Raw genomic sequence first — 20,295 nt, forward strand, 5'->3', positions numbered from 1 at the left:
TGAGATTTAGTAATACATTATGATTATAGATATTATCGGTGATATACATGGTTATGCAGACAAACTGATCGGTCTGCTGCATCAGTTAGGCTATAAGCATAATGGCCAGTACTTCGTGCCACCAAAAGGTCACAGGGCCTTGTTTATCGGCGATTTGATCGATCGTGGTTCGCAGCAACTAGCTACACTGGAGATTGTCTTTGCAATGCTAGATGCCGATGTAGCCGATGCAGTGATGGGCAACCATGAATATAATGCATTGGCATATGCCACGCGCGATCCCGATAATACCAGCCAGTATTTACGCTCGCACAATGATATCCATAGACGCCAACACGAGGCATTTTTAGCAGAGATACCATTTGGCTCAGAGCAACATGAGTACTGGTTGCAGCGTTTATATGAAATCCCATTGTGGATTGAGACCGACTATGCGTGTTTTGTGCATGCTTGTTGGGATACAGACAGCATGGCAATACTAAAACCCTTTCTGACTGACGATAACTGTCTGACTCCAGCAGGTTTAATCGCGACGGCTAAAGAAGATACCATCGCCTTTAATGCTTTGGAGCGAGTGTTGAAAGGGGTTGAAACAGGCTTACCTGATGGCATTGTGATGGTAGATAAAGAAGGTACCGAGCGTACGCGAGTACGAGTACGCTGGTGGCTAGATGAGTTAAATACACGCACCCTGCGTGAAGTGTCTCGTGCTCCATCGTCCGCATTGGCGCAGATACCACCTGAGGCGTTGGCTGAAAATATTGAGTTTGCGCTAAAAACTCATAAACCTGTGTTCGTCGGGCACTATTGGCTCACTGGCACACCTGAGCCACTCAGTCCACAAGTTGCCTGTACTGACTACTCTGCAGCAGTAGATAGCGGCTATCTAACATGCTATCAACTGGATACCGAACAACCATTACCATTGACGGTCAATCATTTTGTTCAGCATTATCACGATGAAAAACATATATAAAATCGTGATATCAATACAATTAGCGCCATACCAGTATTAAAAGTCAAACTTGGCTTTACGAGTGTAGCAAAATTTTTGTATGATGGTCTTTTTGAGGATATCCAATCATGAGCACCACGAATACTGCTGCTAACCAGAACGGTCCAATCACCTCCCCTGCTGGTCAGCCAAAAGTCGGCATTATCATGGGTTCGCAGTCTGACTGGGCAACCATGAGTGCTGCTGCGCAATTGCTTGCAGACTTTGACATTGCTTTTGATTGTGAAGTTGTCTCTGCACACCGTACGCCTGATAGATTATTTGATTATGCCAAAAGCGCAAAAGATAATGGTCTACAAGTGATCATCGCTGGTGCAGGTGGTGCCGCTCATCTGCCAGGCATGTGTGCCAGTCAAACGCCGCTACCTGTCTTTGGTGTCCCCGTAAAGTCATCTATGCTGAGCGGTTGGGATAGTCTACTGTCTATCGTACAAATGCCAAAAGGCGTCGCTGTTGGTACTTTGGCGATTGGTGCTGCTGGTGCTTATAACGCTGCCCTACTTGCAATTCAAGTACTGGCATTGCATGATGATACGATTGCTACTAAGCTCGATCAGATGCGCCAGTCTCAGACTGAGACTATTCTTGCTAGCCCAACACCAGGTATCATCAATCCTTAAGTAAATATAAATCGATCACCTTTTATAGCAGCGTCTTTTATATTTATAGCTTAACGATTGAAGCTATCACTGTATATTTTTAAGCAATTCCGAGTAGAGATAAGGTGCATACAGTGCACCTTTTCCTATTTTCACCCATTGAGTTTTAGATTTTAATAGCCCAAACACCTTATTCACTTTTATTCAAAGAGCCTGCCATGACTACAGCAAACGCTTATCCTGTTACCCAAACCATTCGTACCATCGGTATTTTAGGCGGTGGTCAGCTTGGTATGATGCTTGCCGAAGCCGCCATGCCATTGGGTTACCAATGCGTATTTTTAGAAGACAATCCAGAATGTCCTGCCAGCCTATACGGTCGTGTCTTTCATAGCGATCAATTAGAAGACTTTATCGCAGCAGCGGATGTCTTTACCTTAGAGTTTGAAAACACGCCAACGTCTACGGTCGAACAACTGGTTAGCTTGTCAAAATCTGGCAGCAAGCAAGGCATGTTTCCGCCATTGATTGCGCTTGATATCGCTCAAGATCGTTTAAAAGAAAAGCAGATGTTCAACACGCTTGATATTGCCACTGTACCCTTTATGGCTGTCAATTCTGAAGCTGAATTAAAACAAGCTTGCAATGAGCTAGGTCTGCCTATCGTCCTAAAAACCAGCCGCGGCGGCTATGACGGCAAAGGTCAATTCGTCATCAAACAAGACAGCGATATTAAAGCCGCTTGGCTAGCATTAAAGGATGCCGTCACTGGCAAAGGCTCGCTGACACCAACGCCCGCTCCGTTGATTGCCGAAGGTTTTATTGATTTTAGTCGTGAAGTATCTATCATCGCGGCAAGAGCGCAAAACGGTCAAGTTCGCTGTTACGATTTGGTCGAAAATCACCATCACAACGGTATATTAGCCAAAACTCAAGCACCTGCTGTTGGTACGAGTCACCTGTTCCAGCAAGCAACAGATGCTATCACTAAAGTCATGAATCATTTAGATTATGTCGGCGTTATGGCGCTTGAATTGTTTGTCACCAAAGATGCTCGTGGTCATAACGCGATACTAGCAAATGAAATCGCACCACGGGTCCACAACTCTGGACACTGGAGTATCGAAGGCGCTATCACCAGTCAGTTTGAGAATCATATCCGTGCCGTGGTTAACTTGCCGTTAGGCGATACAGATAACGTACATCCTGCGATTATGGTAAATGTGTTGGGTCAATATCCTGATATTAGTGCAGTGCTAAACATCGATGGCGCTCATTACCATAGCTATCATAAGGCTGAGCGTAACGATCGCAAGATTGCTCATATCACTTTGATGCCTAACGACGTGACTGATTTAGAGCCTGCTATGGCAAAACTGGTCGCTATCTTGCCAAACAAGGTTGGTCTGGACAAAGAGTATGCAAACGTAGATACTCAGCCTAGTAAAGCAGACGTCGATACTAAGAGTAATGCTAAAAACAGTACTCAGAACAGTGTTCAAAATAATGCCACAGCTGATGAGCTAGACAATAAAGACAGCCAAGCAGGCAGCCTGACTACTCCTTCATCAAAATCTGAGAAGGCCAATAAATAATGCAGATTTGGGTGGACGCAGACTCGGTACCATTGATTGCCAAAGATTTGATTATTAAAACGGCTGAACGTACCAAGACCATGGCCATATTTGTAGCCAATCAGCCGATTAAGTTACGCAAGTCGCCCTTACTTGTTATGACTGTCGTGCCATCAGGATTCGACAAAGCTGATGATTATATCGTCGAGCAGATACAAACTGGTGACTTGGCTATCACTAGCGATATCCCTCTAGCCAATGACATTTTGGATAAAGGTGGTATGGTATTGACGACGCGCGGCGTGGTCTACGACAAAAACAACATCAAGCAAAAGCTCAATATGCGCGACTTTATGGATACCATGCGCGGTACTGGTGTCCTAGAATTGCAGGAAATGAGCGGTCAAAAACCTTACGGCGATCGTGATAAAAAAGCCTTTGCCGATGGCCTTAATCGCTTGGTTCGTTAGTGCTTTTCATCGTTTTATCTGACGCCTACCTATGCTGGTTTCTATCAAGTAACATTATCTAGCCAACGTTTGCTTCCTTGCAAACTGTATACACTCTATAACCAAACACTATTTAATCAGCACGCTTTATAACGAAGCGTGCTACCTATTTTTGTTACTCTATATTCGGTTTTTAAGATAAATAAACTTACTGAATAACTCAAACAATAGAATTTAAATAAAAATAGGAATGATTATGAAAATTTTAGTCGTTGGTGCAAGTGGTCGAGTGGGCGGTGATTTGGTTAAGCAGTTATTGGCTGATGACCATCAAGTTATTGGCACGACTCGTCAGAAAGAAAAGCTATTTGATAATGACAATTACACCCAGCTAGATTTAGACATTACAGCCAGTAAAGAGTCTATTGAAAAACAACTGGATCAGGATATTGAGGCTGTTTACTTTGTAGCAGGATCTGGTGGCAAAAACGTCTTAGAAGTGGACTTGCACGGTGCTGTAAAAACGATGCAGGCTGCACAAGATAAAGGTATTAAACGTTATATTATGCTGAGTTCGGTCTTTTCATTAGAAACTGACAAATGGGACGAAAACCCTGGTATTGCAGATCTAAAAGAATACTATATCTCTAAGCACTACGCTGATCACTGGTTAGTGAATAACAGCTCGCTGGATTACACTATCGTACAGCCAGGCGCACTAAAAGAACGCGCTGGTACCGGCAAAATTACTATTAATGATACCAGCTCTGGCGAAAATGCCATCGAAGATGTAGCAACAACGCTAGCCTCGGTGCTAACCGCAGATAACACCATAGGCAAAGTCTTCAATCTACACAATGGTGACATTGATATTAATGAAGCAGTAGCTACCGTATAAATAAGTTTAGTATTAGCAGAATTGGTTGTGTCTGCTAAATTTTAAAAGCAGCCAATATAAAAGGTCGTTATCGATTCGCCAATATCTAATTGGTAAATCGGTAACGACCTTTTTATTATGTATTTAGATTACAGCTAATCTAAAAGAAGCTCATTCAATCATGCTTGCCCACTGGGAAAAGGGATGACTTCTTCTAAGCTGCTTGCACCTGTCAACACCATTAGCAATCTATCCATACCGACTGCGATACCACTACATGGCATCAAATCATTGGAGGCAGCTAATAGATGCTCATCGATTGGCATTTGAGGTAGATTATGACGCGCGCGTAATTGATTGTCTTGTTCAAAACGGTCACGTAATGCTTGACCATCTGCTAGCTCATCATAAGCATTGGCGATTTCAATGCCATTGATATACAGCTCAAAACGCTTCGCAATTTTATTACCGTCTTTATCCCTAGCTGTCTTCGCTAGTGCAGCGGTCGCAGGTGGATACTCTATGATTAATGTCGGCAAATCATGACCTAGGTTTGGCTCTACGGCATGACTGAATAACAAATCCAACCAGCTCTGACGACGGTTTTCTTCGCTATCATCAGCATTATTAAAATCAAATCCTGTTAAACCCATGTCTTCTGCCACGGCTTGTAATGCACTCAAACTCGCTGTCAACGGATGGATACCTACAAAATCCATAAAGGCATCGACATAGCGATAATGACTCATCACAATTGAATGACCATAGAGCGTCTCCAACAACTCATTAAGCTCAGTTGCCATCTCGTCCAGACTATAATTAGGTCGATACCATTCAAGCATCGTAAATTCAATATTATGACGCGTGCCTATTTCGTTATCACGAAAGACAGGACAAATCTGATAAATAGGTACTTGCCAGCTGGCTAATAAACGCTTCATCGCAAACTCAGGCGAGGTATGCAAATAATAAGTGCGTGGACGGTCTTGATAGGTCACATGAGCTGCTACAGACTGCAAAAAAGTGTCTGTATTGCCTGCTTGGGATAATAGCGGTGTCTGCACTTCCAGCACTTGTCGACTGGTAAAAAACTGCCGAATACTACTGATAAATTGCGCGCGTTGTTGTGCCATCGCAAGTGTCATGGTTGGTGCATAGCTAGGCTTAGAATTAATAAGCTGCGAAGAAATGTTGTTTGCTTGAGTCATTGGGCTCTACTGCGACTGATGAATAATTGGTTGCTAAGTATCTTGTTTAATTAAAACCGCCACTCACGGCGCAAGTGGTAATCACGTCTCAGACCGTCAAAGTCAGCACCATTTACTTGCCCATCCACTGCTTTATTTCGCAACGAGGTATCATCCTGCATAATGTCATAAAACTTTGGCAGTCTGTCTGAATGTGATTTTAGTTCAGACCATAAGAACATATTTAGCGGTAGCAGATTGGACATAGATTGAGTGGGAGGTATCGATAACTTTTCACACAAGGCATCATAAATGATTTGTGTGCCACGTAGCTTACCTTCTAGCGTATAGCCAGCGATATGCGGTGTGGCAATAGCAAGTTTGGATAGCAAGCTTACTGCAATCTTTGGCTCATGCTCAAACACATCTAGCACCACTTGACGTCCAGTACGCTCAATGTCTGTTTCAAGCGCACTTTCCTCAATTACAGGCCCGCGCGCACTATTAATCAGCATTGTATCAGCAGGCATCATTGCTAATGCAGCTGCGTTGATAAGATGACGTGTTGGGTAATCACTACCTTTAGGATTCGTCGCATTCTTTTCATTGGTTAAAGGCACATGCAGACTAACCACGTCACTTTGGCTAAGTACCTGCTCCAAGCTAGCATTGTTAGTTTTAGAGGCTGGTAACAGGGGATCATAACCTAGCACCTGCCAACCCAAATCATAGGCATATTGAGCAAGTGTACTACCGATATTACCAAGACCAATGATGCCTAATGTTAATGACGCCGACTGCTGCCAATACTGTGGACGCAAAGTTAAGATAGCCGTTAATACATATTGAGCCACAGAATGCTTGCTACAACCAGCCGCATTGGCGAAAGTGATATTGCGAGACGCTAGGTAATCTTGATCTACATGGTCGGTCCCAATAGTCGCAGACCCAATAAACTGTACACTGTTATTATTAACCAATAGCGCTTCGTTTACTTTCGTCACAGAGCGTATCAGCAGCACATCTGGCTGCACATCGGCAAGTAGCGCTGCATCGATATCTCGACCAGCGACAGTGATGATATCAACCGTATGCTCAGTCAGCTGACCAAGCGTAGCATCATTAAAAAAATCATTCAGACTGGCGATGTTGCTGTCCGCTAAAATAGTGATATTTTTAATCACGCTTAACTTATCGATTTTATTATTCGTCGATTCTGCCATATTCTTATTTGTCATTACTCATCATCTCTATCGATAATTCTTTACATCGTATTTTCTAGGGCGTGTCTTCATTTCAAAAATGGAAATAAAAATGAGATAAATTGCCGTCAAACAAGAAAAATAGCGTAGATAATATCGAGATATTAAACAGCTATTTGACGATGTTTGGCAAAATTTAGCCATTTTTAGCCCATTTAGGTGGCCATTGGGTGAATTGAAGACACGCCCTAATGACTCGTTATTCTGGTTCGTGCACAGGATCTATCACACGAGCGTCAGAAAGCATCACCTCTTGCTGAGCAAATATCTCATTCTTATGCTGCGATATCCACTCGCGCCATACTGCAAGCCCGATAGCCAATACGACAGGCCCGATAAATAAACCAACAAAACCAAACGCTGTTAGGCCACCCAGTACACCAATAAAAATAATGATAAAAGGAATTTTGGTCGCGCCGCTAATGACGATAGGACGAATCAAATTATCCACCCAGCTAATTACCAGTACACCCCATAGTGCCAATCCAATACCCTCTGCAGTATGCCCTTGACTTAATAGCCAAATCGATACACCGCCCCAAACGAAAGGCGTACCAAAGGGAATCAGGGCAATAATAAACGTGACAATGGTCAATAAAATAGGACTTGGTGCACCAGCGAAGTAATAGCCGATACCAGCCAATAAAGCCTGAGCCAATGCCGTCAAACCAATACCATATACCACGGCACGCGTAGTTGTACCCACAGAATCGATGTAACCGTCAATGCGATTGCCGATGATGTTACGCAGCGCTTGACGAATCTGCCGAACCAGACTGGTGCCATCTCGGTAAAAGAAGAAAAGCGTCATTAACGCCATACCGAGTTTGGCCAAACTACTGAACACCACATCAAATGCTATTTTGCCATAATATAAATGCGACTGAACCCAAATGCGAAAAGCTTCTAGCGTCCCTTCTGGGTTTTTGTTAATACGCCACAGCACGTCTTTGACTTGCTGACCGATGATAGGCAAATCTTTGAGGGAGTCAGGCACATCTAAGTAACCTACCTTGATACGGTAAATCAAATTACTGATTAAACTCAAAGCTTCTTGCTGTAAGATAAACACACCGATGACCAGTGGCACGCCTATTATCAGTGAGATACTCACCGTCATAATAGCAGCACTAAAATCTGGGCTTAGCTTCACCTTTTCATGGAAGAAATTATAAATAGGAAAAGTCACATAGGCCAAAATCGCTGCCCACAGCGCTGGTACAATAAAAAACTGCACCACTTGAAAACACAATACGAATAGCACCACTAGCAACGTAATTGCCAATAAGCGCTGAATAATAAATTCTTTTGTCCAGTTTTCAATCATAGCGTATAAACCAAAAGCGGACAGCAAACGATAATTTTGCTGGCGAGTTTATAAATGTGTGATGAATATCAGCTTTTAGACATTGTCTGTAAGCCATATCCATTAGCGAGAGTTGCGAATCATACAAAAAAGCATTGGGTCGGACTTATGAAATCATATAACGATTAAGTAATATGGCAATTAAATAGTATGACGATTAAATAGTATGACTGTGCCCAGTTCCATACTACAAATTCACAGCCATTCATTATCATAGACAACACAATAAAAATGCAGTTAGCACGCTTTATTATGCAATAAAGCGTGTGAATTATATAACGCGTTGTTGTAATCTTTACTTACAACTTTGTCTATGCAAGCTTACTAGATGACGACGATAATGACTAGCGCATAATGCATGAATTTAGTGTGTAAAAATGATGTATCGAAAACTGCTTTTATGTTCAGCTTTTAAACTGTTATCTTATAAGGGAATCCACTGGTGCGTTCTATTTGTCGCGACAATTGATGTTATACTAAAGCAATTATTTTAAGCTTTTCAGTGTAGTTAAGTTTATTTGCACATATTTATTTACATCGTCGTAAAGACATCGAATCCTCTGAGCCAGATTTCAACACCCGCTTATATCGTCTTCTTTTAGACTATCATAAGTTCTAATTTTAGGGTGTCGCCATCATTTAGAGTGAGTTACTTGAGCAAAATCATAAGTCTTTTATAAAGGCTTATACGAGATTTAGACTCAGCATATCAGCTCAATATTTGAGCTTGATATGCAAGAGCGCAATTTTGAGTTAATTTCGGATTTACTTTGATTTTATTTGAAATCAATACAGACACACCAAATTTTAATAATATATCGATAGGAACAATAACAATGTCAAAAGACACTGATAACCCCAACTCTAACACCTCAAACGAAGCCAGTAAGACCAATAAACCACAAGATACTGTCACTTTTGCCTTAGCTCAATCACATTTTTTGGTCGGTGATATCGCAACCAACGTCGAAAAAATGCGTACCCTAGCATTACAAGCACGCGAACAGGGTGCTGACGTAATCGTATTCCCAGAGTTAGCGCTACTAGGCTACCCTCCACAAGATTTATTGCTACGTCCAAGCTTGTCTGGCCGCGTCAAAAGCGCTTTGTCTACTTTGAGTGATATTGATGATATCGTCATGATTGTCGGCTATCCGCATGTCGATCATCACGGTACTTTTAACTCTGCTGCCATCCTACATAATGGTCATCAAAAAGGCTTTTATCATAAGCAAATTTTGCCAAATTATGGCGTGTTTGATGAACGTCGCTATTTCGATAAAGGTCGTAATCAAGTTTTATTTGACTATAAAGGTATTACTATTGGTCTGCTTATCTGTGAAGATTTGTGGGAGAAAGGTCCTATCTCTGAGCTTAAAAAGCAAGGTGCTGATCTAATCGTAAGCTTAAACGCGTCACCTTTTGAGATTGAAAAGCAAGACAATCGCAAAACCATGCTGGCCAAGCGTAGCCGTGAAAACAAACTCCCTATCGTCTATGTCAACGCAGTGGGCGGACAAGACGATCTAGTGTTTGATGGTGGCTCTATGGCTGTACAAGCTGACGGCAGCATTGCTCATGAAGCGCCGCGCTTTATGAACCAGTTGCTACTAGCTACGTTAGATGTAAAAACTGCTAAATTCAACGAGCAGACCAAAGCGCCTCTAACCTTGAGCCGCGAGTCTGAAATGTATCAGGCGTTAGTCGTCGGTCTACGCGACTATGTCAACCATTCAGGGTTCTCTGGTATTATTGTCGGGTTATCAGGTGGTATTGACTCAGCCTTGACGCTTTGTATCGCTGTTGACGCGTTAGGCGCTGACAAAGTATACGCAGTCATGATGCCATACGAGTATACCTCTCAAATCAGTCTAGAAGATGCTCAAGCACAGGCACGTCGCTTAAATGTTTCTTACACCGTCTGCCCTATTTTTGACGCTGTCGAAGGTATCCGTCATACGTTGGCGCCGTTATTCAACAAGTCGCCAGCAGATACGACCGAAGAAAACATCCAAGCGCGCGCTCGCGGTGTTATTTTGATGGCATTGTCTAATAAATTCGGTCATTTGGTCATCACGACTGGTAACAAGTCAGAATTGGCGGTTGGTTACTCAACACTATATGGCGACATGGCTGGCGGCTTTGACGTATTAAAAGACGTATACAAGTCTCAAGTTTATAAATTGGCGAGCTATCGTAACCGTTTAGAGGATACGCCTGTTATTCCTGAGCGCGTTATCACTCGTCCGCCATCGGCTGAACTACGTCCAGATCAAAAAGATCAAGACAGCTTGCCAGACTACGATGTGTTAGATGGTATCTTGACGTCATATATCGATGAAGATATGGGCTATCAAGAAATTATTGATAAAGGCTTTGATGCTGAGATGGTCGCCAAAGTTATCAAAATGGTAGACAACAGCGAATACAAACGCTTGCAATCTCCTATCGGTACTAAGATTAGCCACAAAGCTTTTGGACGTGAACGCCGTTATCCATTAGTCAATAAGTGGTCAATCAAAGGCTAATTACTACACACCTCTCAACTTCTGCTATCTATAAGTTGAGAGGTACTAGTTAGCCAGTTTTACAAGATATCGAATTTTTTACTATTAGCTGGGTGCTTGCCCAGCTTTTTTGGTTTTTACCCACCAAAAATGTCTACACCTAGCCATATTCTTTTCCACACAGTTTCACCAACTATTTGCCTCAATTATCTTTATTTTTTTTCGAGTACGTCATGAGTTTGCTAACCGCTAGTGTTTTTCTTCTTTTACTGCTTGCCTTAAGTACCTTTGTCTCTGCTGCTGAGATTGCCATCGCTGCAGGCCGCAAAATCAAGCTCCAAATTATGGCAAAAGAAGGCGATGTTCGCGCACTTGATGTGCTCAATATGCAAGAGCATCCTGGTAGCTTTATCACCGTAGTACAAATAGTGCTAAATGCGGTCGCTATTTCAGCTGGTGCCGTGGGTGAGTCGGCCATTAGTCCTTATCTCGAGCAGTTATTGAATAGTGAAACGATAGCATCAGTCATATCGTTTGTACTTATTACGAGTTTGTTTTCACTACTTGCTGATCTAATGCCTAGGCGTTTGGCCATGTCAAATGCAGAGACGATAGCGGTACGGCTTGTGCGCCCGATGATGTTGTTAATATTTATACTAAAGCCCATTATATGGGTGTTCGATGGGGCTGCAAATATCCTGTTTAAGCTTTTTGGCATCTCAACCATCCGTCAAGATGATATGACACCAGAAGATATTTATGCAGTGATGGATGCTGGTGCTGAAGCAGGTGTATTAAAGAAGCAAGAGCATCACTTGATCGAAAATATCTTTGATATGCAAGAGCGTACCGTCACCTCAGTGATGAATCCTCGAGAAAATATCGTTTATTTTGATACTAAGACAAGTACCGAAGAAGTCGTGAATATCATGATTGAGCAGCCACACAATAAGTTCTTGGTCTGCCATGATGACGATTTAGAACATATCATTGGTTATGTGGAATCTCGTAGCTTTTTAGCTTTGGTTTTGAACCAACAAGAAGTTAGCCTGACAAACAAAACCCTATTAAAGCCAGCACTTTTCGTGCCTGATACTTTGTCTTTGTTTGAAGTATTAGAGATGTTTAAATCTACTGGCGCTGATTTTGCAGTTATTGTGAATGAATATGCCCTAGTCGTTGGTGTTATCACCTTAAAAGACGTGATGAGCATTGTGATGGGTGAGTTGGTAACGCTAGAGGAACAACCTATCGTCCAGCGCACTGACAACTCGTGGCTAATCGATGGCATGACCCCTATCGAAGATGTAATTCGTGCATTAGATATCGTCGACCTACCACGCAGTCAAAATTACGAGACTATCAGTGGATTTATGATGTATATGCTCCGAAAAATCCCTAAAAAGACCGACACGATTGAGTATGCCAATTATCGATTTGAGATTATTGCGACTGATAATCTTAAAATCACGCAGATGCTAGTCACTAAATTAGAAGATATCATTTAACCTAATGGCTAGTTAAAAAATGCTTAACTAGCTTACTCACATTGTTTTAAGCACGCTGACCAAAGATAGCAGTGCCGACACGTACCATTGTTGTACCGTTTTCTATTGCTTCTGCCATATCACCACTCATACCCATACTAAGCGTATCCCAATCACTTAACTCTGGATGGTCAGCTTTAATCTCTTCAAACAGCTGCTTAGTTCGAGCAAAAGCATCCGTGTTGGCTTTAGCAGGAATAATCATTAGGCCACGTAACTGTAGACGCTCGTAGCCTTTAATCGCTGTTATCAGCTCTGGCAACTGGTCTGGCACACATCCGGATTTGCTGTCTTCGTTATCGATATTTAGTTGGATCAACACATTCAATGGTGGCAGGTCAGCTGGTCGTTGGTCATTCAATCGTTTGGCGATGATATCGCGCTCAACCGTTTGCACCCAATCAAAGTACTCTGCAATGTCACGTGTCTTATTACGTTGAATACTACCGATATAATGCCAAACGATACTCTCGCCTACAGGCTGCGTTTTAAGAGCAGTAATTTTTTCGATGGCTTCTTGTAGATAGTTTTCACCAAAATCACGCTGTCCCTGCTTTGCTAAAGTTGCAATCATGTCAATAGGTTTCGTTTTTGAAACAGCCAACAACATAACATTATTAGCCTTTCTGTCAGCATGATCACACGCTTGCTTCATCTGCTTATGAACTTGCTGCCAGTTATCGATAAGTGTCACTTCATCAATATTTTGATCTTTTTCTTTCATATTCGGCCTTTAATACTTATTAGGTTTCCAAAACTTCTTCAAAAAATAATTACTCGATATTTATGACTATTTTATGCAGAATCGTTTAATGAAGATTGATAAAAGATTATTTATATAAAAATATCTTTATTAAAACTAATTTTGAGTTTTATTAACTTAGTAGATGGTTAAATACTCACAGTCTTGTTATGATATTGTTACATGCTTTAACATATGCTACTGAATGTGCTAGCGATAGTAAAAAAAATTGGTTATCTCTTCAACGTTTCTTGTTCAGTTGAAATTGCTGATAGATAGTTTACCACGTGTTTTTGTAGTGTTCTGTTTTACCCGAACTAAGTGATAGGAATATCAAATTATGGCTGAAAAAAATAATCTAAGTATCGAAGATTTGCTGCGCTTTACGGTTAAACATAAGGCATCAGATTTACATATTTCAGCGGGTATGCCGGCAATGATACGTGTCGATGGTGAAATGACACGTATCAATATGCCAGAGATGACCCATCAAGTTGTGCATCAGCTTATTTATGACATCATGAATGATAAGCAACGTGCCGACTTTGAAGAGTTTTTTGAAACGGATTTTTCTTTTGAAATTCCTAATCTAGCACGTTTTCGTGTCAACGCCTTTAATCAAAACCGCGGTGCAGGCGCAGTATTTCGTACCATTCCTTCCAAAGTATTAACGATGGAAGACTTAGGTATGGGCGATGTCTTTAGACGCGTTTCTGACTTTAAGCGTGGTGTGGTACTGGTAACGGGCCCAACAGGTTCAGGTAAATCGACAACGCTTGCGGCGATGATTGATTATATTAACGAAAGCCGTAAGGAGCATATTCTAACTATCGAAGATCCGATTGAGTTTGTTCATGAATCAAAGAAAAGCTTGATTAACCAACGTGAAGTTCATCGTGATACTTTGGGTTTCGAACCAGCATTACGCTCTGCTCTACGTGAGGATCCTGATGTTATCTTGGTCGGTGAGCTACGTGACCTTGAGACCATTCGCTTAGCATTGACGGCAGCAGAAACTGGTCACTTAGTATTCGGTACCTTACATACTAGCTCAGCCGCTAAGACAATTGACCGTGTCATCGACGTGTTCCCTGCTGCTGAAAAAGACATGATTCGCGCTATGCTGTCAGAATCATTGCAAGCCGTTATTTCACAGACCCTGTTACGTCGTCAAGCAGGTGGACGTGTGGCAGCCCATGAGATCATGTTAGGTACCCCCGCTATCCGTAACTTGATACGTGAGAATAAAATTGCTCAGATGTATTCTGCTATTCAAACTGGTGCAGGCGAAGGCATGATTACGCTCGATCAAACATTAAAGAACTTGGTAGGCAAAGGTACTATTAGCAAAGATGTGGCGCGTCCTTATGCAAAACAGCCTGAAGCGTTTCTATAGTATATATAGAGAGACCATTAGAAGTGAATAATTGGTGATATCCACTATTATTTAATAGCCTTCTACTTACGAACTTTATAGCATGATTTTAAATATTTTCTTAATTGATTTACATCTAGTGCAGGTACGATATGGACATTGATAAACTATTGCAGTTAATGATTAATAAAAATGGCTCTGACCTTTTTATTACTGCTGATGTAGCGCCTTCCATGAAAGTCAATGGAAAGATACTGCCTGTTGGTAAAACGCCCTTGAGTGCTGAGCAAACCATGAGGTTGGTCAAGGGTGTGATGACGCCAAGCCAACGAAAAGAGTTTGAAGATACCAATGAGTGTCAGTTTGCTATTGCTGATGAGGCGCAGCAAGCACGTTTTCGAGTCAGTGCATTTATACAGCGTGATATGGCAGGAATGATTTTACGGAAAATTGAAAACAACATTCCAACGGTCGAAGAGTTACGTTTACCGCCAGCGTTAAAAGAATTGGCCATGAAAAAACGCGGTATTATTCTATTAGTTGGCGCAACGGGTACGGGTAAATCCACTACCCTTGCTGCAATGATAGGACATCGCAATCAAAATTCTCATGGTCATATTATTACGATAGAAGACCCTATCGAATTTGTCCATAAACATCGCGGCTGTATTATCACCCAACGTGAGGTTGGTATCGATACCCATTCATTTGAAGCAGGCCTAAAAAACACGCTACGCCAAGCACCCGATGTCATCTTAATCGGTGAGATTCGTAACCGTGAAGTCATGAGCTATGCTATTCAGTACGCAGAAACTGGCCATCTAGTGTTTGCAACGTTGCACGCAAACAACGCTAACCAAGCAATCGATCGTATCATTCACTTCTTTGAAACCAGTCGACATAATCAGTTATTTATGGACTTGTCGTTGAACCTACAAGCTATTATCGCCCAGCAACTTATACCCACGCCTGACGGTAAAGGACGACGCGCTGCTATTGAGATTTTGCTAAATTCGCAGCTGATCAGTGACTATATCCGTAAAGGGGAAGTCCATGAAATCAAAGATGTGATGACACGCTCACGAGACAGTGGTATGCAAACCTTTGATCAGGCGCTTTTTGATTTGTACGAACAAGGAGAGATAACGTATAAAGAAGCGATTCTACATGCCGACTCTCCTAACGATCTACGCCTCAAAATTAAGCTCAGTAGCAAAAACGGTAAAGCTAATTTAGATGAAGGTGCTGATAGTTTATCGTTAGATGTTAGCTAAATTATTGCGCTTTCTACGCATAATAGACATATAAAAAAAGCCCTCGTTATTTATAACGAGGGCTTCTTTTATTGTTCGACATCGTAGTACTGATAGAAATAAGCGTTTCTACTTATACGCTAGATAATTACTTCGCGCTATCTCTACAGGCTTGATCCGCACAAATGCCGTATAGCACAAGAGAATGCCCAGATAATTTAAAACCATGTTTTTCTGCTACTTTCAGCTGCTCTTCTTCAATGACTTCATTATGAAACTCTATAATCTTGCCACACACATCACAAACTAGATGATCGTGATGCTCTTCTTGGGTAATCTCAAATACAGATAGATTGTTTTCAAAGTTATGACGCTCAACAATACCTGCTTGCTCAAACTGTGTTAGGACACGATAGACAGTGGCAAGACCTACGTCTTCACCTTGCTCGATAAGTGCCTTATATACTTCCTCTGCGCTCATATGATGCAGCTCTGCGCTTTCTAATAGCTCTAAAATTTTGATACGAGGTAACGTGACCTTGAGTCCTGCTCTACGTAAATCTTGATTGGTAAAAGAAGCCATAATATCCCTTTTGACTGTGACAGCCTTAACAAATAGAAAATATGAGATAAATAATCAACAAAGATTATTTTTATTTAATATAAAGTAAATGATTAATAATAAACTGATGAAACTTATGCAGACATCTCTCTTATTATTTTCTAAATATCGAGATGCAAGCCTATGAATTTAAAATATAATTAATCTAACTATTCAGATTGTGTTTGGTAAATAATGTCGTAAGTGGTAGGCAATTGCAAGTAAATGACGTATCATTTGTCCAAGATTGTCGGTCAGACTGGTACCACCTAACGCTGGCCACACCTAATTCATTTCTTATGAGTCATCTTACCATGATAAAGACATTAAATTTCCGTCCGTTAAGCCACACAAGCGCATTACGTAAGATCGTTATCACCAGTATGCTTAGCGCTACTGTTGCTATGTCTGGCTGCTCATTATTGAGTGTTTATAAGATTGATTTGCCACAAGGCACAGCGATTACTCAAACCCAAGCCCAGAAGCTAAAAGTGGGGATGAATCAAAACCAAGTTCTTTATACTCTTGGCAGCCCTGCGATTCGAGATACGCTTGAGCCTAAACGCTGGGATTATATCTATGACTACAAAGCAGGCACTGAAGGTAGCCGTAAAGGCATCGCAGATGTCAAAAACGCCAGCCAGCATTTAGTTGTTTACTTTGATGATAATGGTTTGGTCACGCGCATCGAAGGTATTGAGAGTCTGCCAGCATCATAGTTAGCGAAACCTATTAGCTTAGATAGTTAACGGTTAGCTACGAGATTTATTTTTGCGCTGAGACATAGGATCAGCGCTTAAACTGCGATATACCTCGATACGGTCAAAAGGCTGTAGCAAATAGCTTAATGGCTGTTTCTGTGCATAAATCCCTACATGCCAACGTTTCGCAGTTGGCGTGGTGATATCTATTACTTGCTCACACCACTTTGCCAGTTCTACAAATTTCTCAAGCCATCCTGCTTGCGCCAATGCTTCACGCAAACTAGTACCTTGTCTAACCTGCAAAGCTAGATAATGCTGGCGCTGCTCATCTTCAGCATACGCCAGATATACGGTCATTAGATTGGCTTGCGTAGACTGTGGCACACTGCTGTCACGACCTTCGACTGTTAGCTCAACCACTGCATCACCCAACCTATCAATGCTAGCAGCAATGCTAATGGTACGACTAAACGTATCGCCACTCGCCACAAGTTATAAACTGCTTCATTACTAAAATTTAACGACTTGCGTAGATGGCTAATCTTCATCTGCCAACCCGCAAATACTGATAATAGTAGTACAGCAATGCTACTAATAATGACCAAGATGCCAACTAACCATGCTGTCGGTATCGCAACCACTAGTAATAAAGCTACAGCAAAAGTGATTATCAAACTAACCAATAATCCAAATTTATGCGCTAACTGTTGCGTGCTGTAATGTAGCAAGTAACTCGCCACAAATAACACCCCGCCCCAATATAACAGCTGTCCAATCGGCGGTAGCGACATACCACTAGTAAATAAAGCCACTACTCCTATCAGCAGTTGCAACACCCAAATCGGTAACACCAGCTTAGTTGCACGGTACTCACGAGTAGCCGCTCTGTTTTTTACTTGCTGATTGTTTGCTTCTACCGCTGTGACTGTCTGCTTACTCACTAGGTTTTGACCGAACCAGTATAATCCTGTACCCGCACCGACACTCACTAACGCTAACGCGACTGCGCGTGCCCATTCCGTCAAACTGACATCAGTCATGGCAAAACCAGCATTTGGTACACCGTTTGCGAACCCTAGTAGCAACCCTATTACCATCAATCCCAAACCAATAGGTAAAGGCGTAATACCCAGCAAGCTTAAGAGTAATGCAATGACCATCAGGCCTGCAGCAACTGCGAAGCTAGGTACATCAGGTACGCTATTTAGCTCAGTTAATGCAGACAATATACCCGTACTTGCGCTAGATATAACCAACGCTGCAATCACAATAGAAACCAGCGCCGCTAACCAACCAAAGCTGCGCCAGATCGGACTGACATCTGCTTCACGAGTGAGCTTTTGCATACCCGCTAGAGGGCCTTCAACGCTACGATAGGCCAATGCTATCTCAGCGTAAACAACTGGCAGCGCAACCAATACCATGGCTAATAGCCATAGTAACCAAAAGTCAATCTCACCAATTGACGCAGGTGCAAACCAACGAAATAGCAATAACGGTAGTAGCGCCGCGATAAAATAAGAAGCATAACGGATCATCATAATTTCAATCCAAACGATCTAATACCATTCACAAAAACTGGAGTAGCAAACAAGACAAGTGCACGTACTACGCATAGCAGACCGAACATGTTTGACAAGACTAATCGTATTTTGAAAATTGGTATAAAGTGAATAACGATAATTTATAATTATACAGAGCAACGACTGGCTTCTGTAAATGAATTCAACTAAATACTGTCTTAATATAAGGGACAAACAGTTATAAAAAAACCCCGAAATCGGGGTTTAGTCATTCAGATATAATCGATATGCGATTCAATACTCAGTGGCTTTATTCAATGGCCTTCTATGCAAAGCCAAGTATGTATCAGATATCGCATCAGTGCGACTCAATTAGTGAATAGCACTTACATAATCTGACAAGATACGAATGTCACGATCTGATAGTTTCGATGCAACCGTTTGCATCATACCCATCTCGCCTTCTTTGGCTGCATCATTGACTCGTTTTTGGTCATCGCTATCGATATCATCAACACGTCCAGCGGCACGGAATAGTTTTAGCTGAGTAGCAATATACTGAGCATGCTGTCCACCTAGTTTTGGAAATGCAGCCCAAGTATTACCTGCAGCATCTGGACCATGACAGCCGGCACAGCCAATAACACCGCGCGACTTGTCGCCGCCCAAGAATAGCTTAGTCGCTTCTTGGTTGGTTGCAGGATTGCCGTAGCCAACGCCCCAAGGCGCTTGACTGGCGTAATAACCTGCTACGTTTGCTAGGTCTTGCTGAGACAGATTAGCAACTTGTGACTGCATGATACCGTTTTTGCGATAACCTGCTTTAAAGTTGACTAGCTGTTTATATAGGTACTTTACGTTTTGGCCGCCAAGGTTTGGCTGTGCAGGAACAATGCTGACGCCATTAAGACCATGACAAGCGGCACAAACGGTTTCTGCAACTTTTTGACCTGCATTGACGTCATATTCAGGAACAATAATAGCAGCTTGTACGCTGAAACTTGCAACGCATAAGCTGGCAGCAGCGATTAACTTTTTCATTGATACAAATCCTACTAGCTCGGCGTAAGCATTATTTAGAGTGATTGCACTGGTAAGATACCTGATATAGCCGTCTCTTTAATCATGAGAATGGCGTATATTTTAAGGTCTTGGACACAAGCAGTCTGAAAGTACTTACTAACATCAGGGTTTATTTTCGATTATTATAGCAAGACTTTGTATCATTTGCCTACTTAATCATAGTATCCATCAGTTTTCTGGCAACACAATATACAATATGACGCAAAAACAAAAAGCGCAGATAGGTTATCAGCCCAGCGCTTTATTTTATATGCTTAACTTATATTTATAAGTCGATTATTTGCTCATATATTCGATAAGTTTACGATAGTCGTCATCACTACATTTGTCGCAAAGACCACCTGCTGGCATCTGCGGCATACCACCTTTAACAGACTTAATGAGCGTCGGCATACTTTTTTGTTTAATCAGCTGTTGCCACTTGGTACTATCACCTTTTTTAATGGCATTTAACGCCCCACTATCGTGACAGGCTGCACATGAGTTATTATAGGTAGTGGCGATATCCGCTGCACCTGCGCTGCTAATCATAATGCCACTTAATAATAGTGCAGCACTGCTAGCCGTTATAGCGCGATAACTCGTGCTAAGAAGTTTACTGATTGAAAACATAGAGCACCTCCTCGTGATA

Annotated in this window: 19 protein-coding genes; 10 read left to right on the forward strand and 9 right to left on the reverse strand. The window is 41.9% G+C overall.

Features of this window, described 5'->3' with window-relative positions; translation table 11 throughout:
• Window positions 1-19: 19 nt before the first annotated feature.
• The 5 genes from ACIGBM_RS01520 to ACIGBM_RS01540 all read left to right on the forward strand — a co-directional run bounded on the left by ACIGBM_RS01520 (window position 20) and on the right by ACIGBM_RS01540 (window position 4,535).
• Window positions 20-976, forward strand: a complete 957-nt coding sequence (locus ACIGBM_RS01520) for a metallophosphoesterase (RefSeq protein WP_397476529.1) — start codon at window positions 20-22, stop codon at window positions 974-976.
• Window positions 977-1,083: 107 nt separating this feature from the next.
• Complete coding sequence (gene purE, locus ACIGBM_RS01525) at window positions 1,084-1,635, forward strand: 5-(carboxyamino)imidazole ribonucleotide mutase (RefSeq protein WP_082624535.1); 552 nt, start codon at window positions 1,084-1,086, stop codon at window positions 1,633-1,635.
• 197 nt (window positions 1,636-1,832) lie between these two features.
• The gene (locus ACIGBM_RS01530) at window positions 1,833-3,209 is read left to right on the forward strand and encodes a 5-(carboxyamino)imidazole ribonucleotide synthase (protein WP_397476530.1); all 1,377 of its coding nucleotides are present in this window, start codon (window positions 1,833-1,835) and stop codon (window positions 3,207-3,209) included.
• Window positions 3,209-3,658 (forward strand): DUF188 domain-containing protein, encoded by a 450-nt coding sequence (locus ACIGBM_RS01535; RefSeq protein WP_201568371.1) that lies wholly within the window; start codon window positions 3,209-3,211, stop codon window positions 3,656-3,658. Before ACIGBM_RS01530 ends, ACIGBM_RS01535 begins: the two co-directional genes overlap by 1 nt.
• A gap of 235 nt (window positions 3,659-3,893) precedes the next feature.
• Window positions 3,894-4,535 (forward strand): NAD(P)H-binding protein, encoded by a 642-nt coding sequence (locus ACIGBM_RS01540; protein ID WP_397476531.1) that lies wholly within the window; start codon window positions 3,894-3,896, stop codon window positions 4,533-4,535.
• Window positions 4,536-4,693: 158 nt separating this feature from the next.
• Here the strand turns inward: ACIGBM_RS01540 and epmA are convergent, their stop codons facing one another.
• The 3 genes from epmA to ACIGBM_RS01555 all read right to left on the reverse strand — a co-directional run bounded on the left by epmA (window position 4,694) and on the right by ACIGBM_RS01555 (window position 8,290).
• Window positions 4,694-5,722 carry an EF-P lysine aminoacylase EpmA gene (gene epmA, locus ACIGBM_RS01545; protein ID WP_397476532.1) on the reverse strand — a complete coding sequence of 343 codons (1,029 nt, stop codon included), beginning with the start codon at window positions 5,720-5,722 and terminating at the stop codon, window positions 4,694-4,696.
• A gap of 50 nt (window positions 5,723-5,772) precedes the next feature.
• The gene (locus ACIGBM_RS01550; RefSeq protein ID WP_397476774.1) at window positions 5,773-6,882 is read right to left on the reverse strand and encodes a 4-phosphoerythronate dehydrogenase; all 1,110 of its coding nucleotides are present in this window, start codon (window positions 6,880-6,882) and stop codon (window positions 5,773-5,775) included.
• Between the two features lie 280 nt (window positions 6,883-7,162).
• The gene (locus ACIGBM_RS01555; protein ID WP_397476533.1) at window positions 7,163-8,290 is read right to left on the reverse strand and encodes an AI-2E family transporter; all 1,128 of its coding nucleotides are present in this window, start codon (window positions 8,288-8,290) and stop codon (window positions 7,163-7,165) included.
• Between the two features lie 875 nt (window positions 8,291-9,165).
• On the opposite strand from ACIGBM_RS01555, the gene ACIGBM_RS01560 reads away from it, so the two are divergent.
• Together ACIGBM_RS01560 and ACIGBM_RS01565 are read left to right on the forward strand one after the other, a co-directional pair.
• Window positions 9,166-10,857 carry an NAD+ synthase gene (locus tag ACIGBM_RS01560; protein WP_201548552.1) on the forward strand — a complete coding sequence of 564 codons (1,692 nt, stop codon included), beginning with the start codon at window positions 9,166-9,168 and terminating at the stop codon, window positions 10,855-10,857.
• A gap of 212 nt (window positions 10,858-11,069) precedes the next feature.
• Window positions 11,070-12,344 (forward strand): hemolysin family protein, encoded by a 1,275-nt coding sequence (locus tag ACIGBM_RS01565; RefSeq protein WP_397476534.1) that lies wholly within the window; start codon window positions 11,070-11,072, stop codon window positions 12,342-12,344.
• A gap of 46 nt (window positions 12,345-12,390) precedes the next feature.
• Here ACIGBM_RS01565 and ACIGBM_RS01570 read toward each other — a convergent pair whose 3' ends face one another.
• Window positions 12,391-13,107, reverse strand: a complete 717-nt coding sequence (locus tag ACIGBM_RS01570) for a YggS family pyridoxal phosphate-dependent enzyme (protein ID WP_397476535.1) — start codon at window positions 13,105-13,107, stop codon at window positions 12,391-12,393.
• Window positions 13,108-13,465: 358 nt separating this feature from the next.
• Here ACIGBM_RS01570 and ACIGBM_RS01575 point away from each other — a divergent pair, with 358 nt between their 5' ends.
• Both ACIGBM_RS01575 and ACIGBM_RS01580 read left to right on the forward strand, forming a co-directional pair.
• A complete protein-coding gene (locus tag ACIGBM_RS01575) occupies window positions 13,466-14,521 on the forward strand; it encodes a type IV pilus twitching motility protein PilT (protein ID WP_296209488.1) in 1,056 nt (351 codons plus the stop codon).
• Between the two features lie 131 nt (window positions 14,522-14,652).
• Complete coding sequence (locus tag ACIGBM_RS01580; protein WP_394124485.1) at window positions 14,653-15,774, forward strand: PilT/PilU family type 4a pilus ATPase; 1,122 nt, start codon at window positions 14,653-14,655, stop codon at window positions 15,772-15,774.
• 127 nt (window positions 15,775-15,901) lie between these two features.
• On the opposite strand, the gene fur is transcribed toward ACIGBM_RS01580, so the two are convergent.
• The gene (gene fur, locus ACIGBM_RS01585; protein ID WP_057758249.1) at window positions 15,902-16,336 is read right to left on the reverse strand and encodes a ferric iron uptake transcriptional regulator; all 435 of its coding nucleotides are present in this window, start codon (window positions 16,334-16,336) and stop codon (window positions 15,902-15,904) included.
• 317 nt (window positions 16,337-16,653) lie between these two features.
• On the opposite strand from fur, the gene ACIGBM_RS01590 reads away from it, so the two are divergent.
• The gene (locus tag ACIGBM_RS01590) at window positions 16,654-17,073 is read left to right on the forward strand and encodes an outer membrane protein assembly factor BamE (protein ID WP_057758247.1); all 420 of its coding nucleotides are present in this window, start codon (window positions 16,654-16,656) and stop codon (window positions 17,071-17,073) included.
• 33 nt (window positions 17,074-17,106) lie between these two features.
• On the opposite strand, the gene ACIGBM_RS01595 is transcribed toward ACIGBM_RS01590, so the two are convergent.
• The 4 genes from ACIGBM_RS01595 to ACIGBM_RS01610 all read right to left on the reverse strand — a co-directional run bounded on the left by ACIGBM_RS01595 (window position 17,107) and on the right by ACIGBM_RS01610 (window position 20,276).
• Window positions 17,107-17,478: an RnfH family protein gene (locus tag ACIGBM_RS01595; protein WP_296209480.1), complete on the reverse strand. Its 372-nt coding sequence runs from the start codon at window positions 17,476-17,478 to the stop codon at window positions 17,107-17,109.
• Window positions 17,466-18,599, reverse strand: coding sequence for a hypothetical protein (locus ACIGBM_RS01600; RefSeq protein ID WP_397476536.1), 1,134 nt, complete (start codon window positions 18,597-18,599; stop codon window positions 17,466-17,468). The genes ACIGBM_RS01595 and ACIGBM_RS01600 overlap by 13 nt, the downstream gene beginning before the upstream one ends.
• A gap of 354 nt (window positions 18,600-18,953) precedes the next feature.
• Entirely contained in the window at window positions 18,954-19,622 is a 669-nt protein-coding gene (locus ACIGBM_RS01605) for a cytochrome c (RefSeq protein ID WP_101205531.1), read from the reverse strand.
• A 318-nt stretch (window positions 19,623-19,940) separates the two neighbouring features.
• Window positions 19,941-20,276, reverse strand: coding sequence for a c-type cytochrome (locus tag ACIGBM_RS01610; RefSeq protein WP_397476537.1), 336 nt, complete (start codon window positions 20,274-20,276; stop codon window positions 19,941-19,943).
• Between the last annotated feature and the right edge of the window lie 19 nt (window positions 20,277-20,295).

Origin of the sequence: Psychrobacter sp. NPDC077938 (assembly GCF_044542635.1) — a bacterium.
Classification (GTDB): Bacteria; Pseudomonadota; Gammaproteobacteria; order Pseudomonadales; family Moraxellaceae; genus Psychrobacter.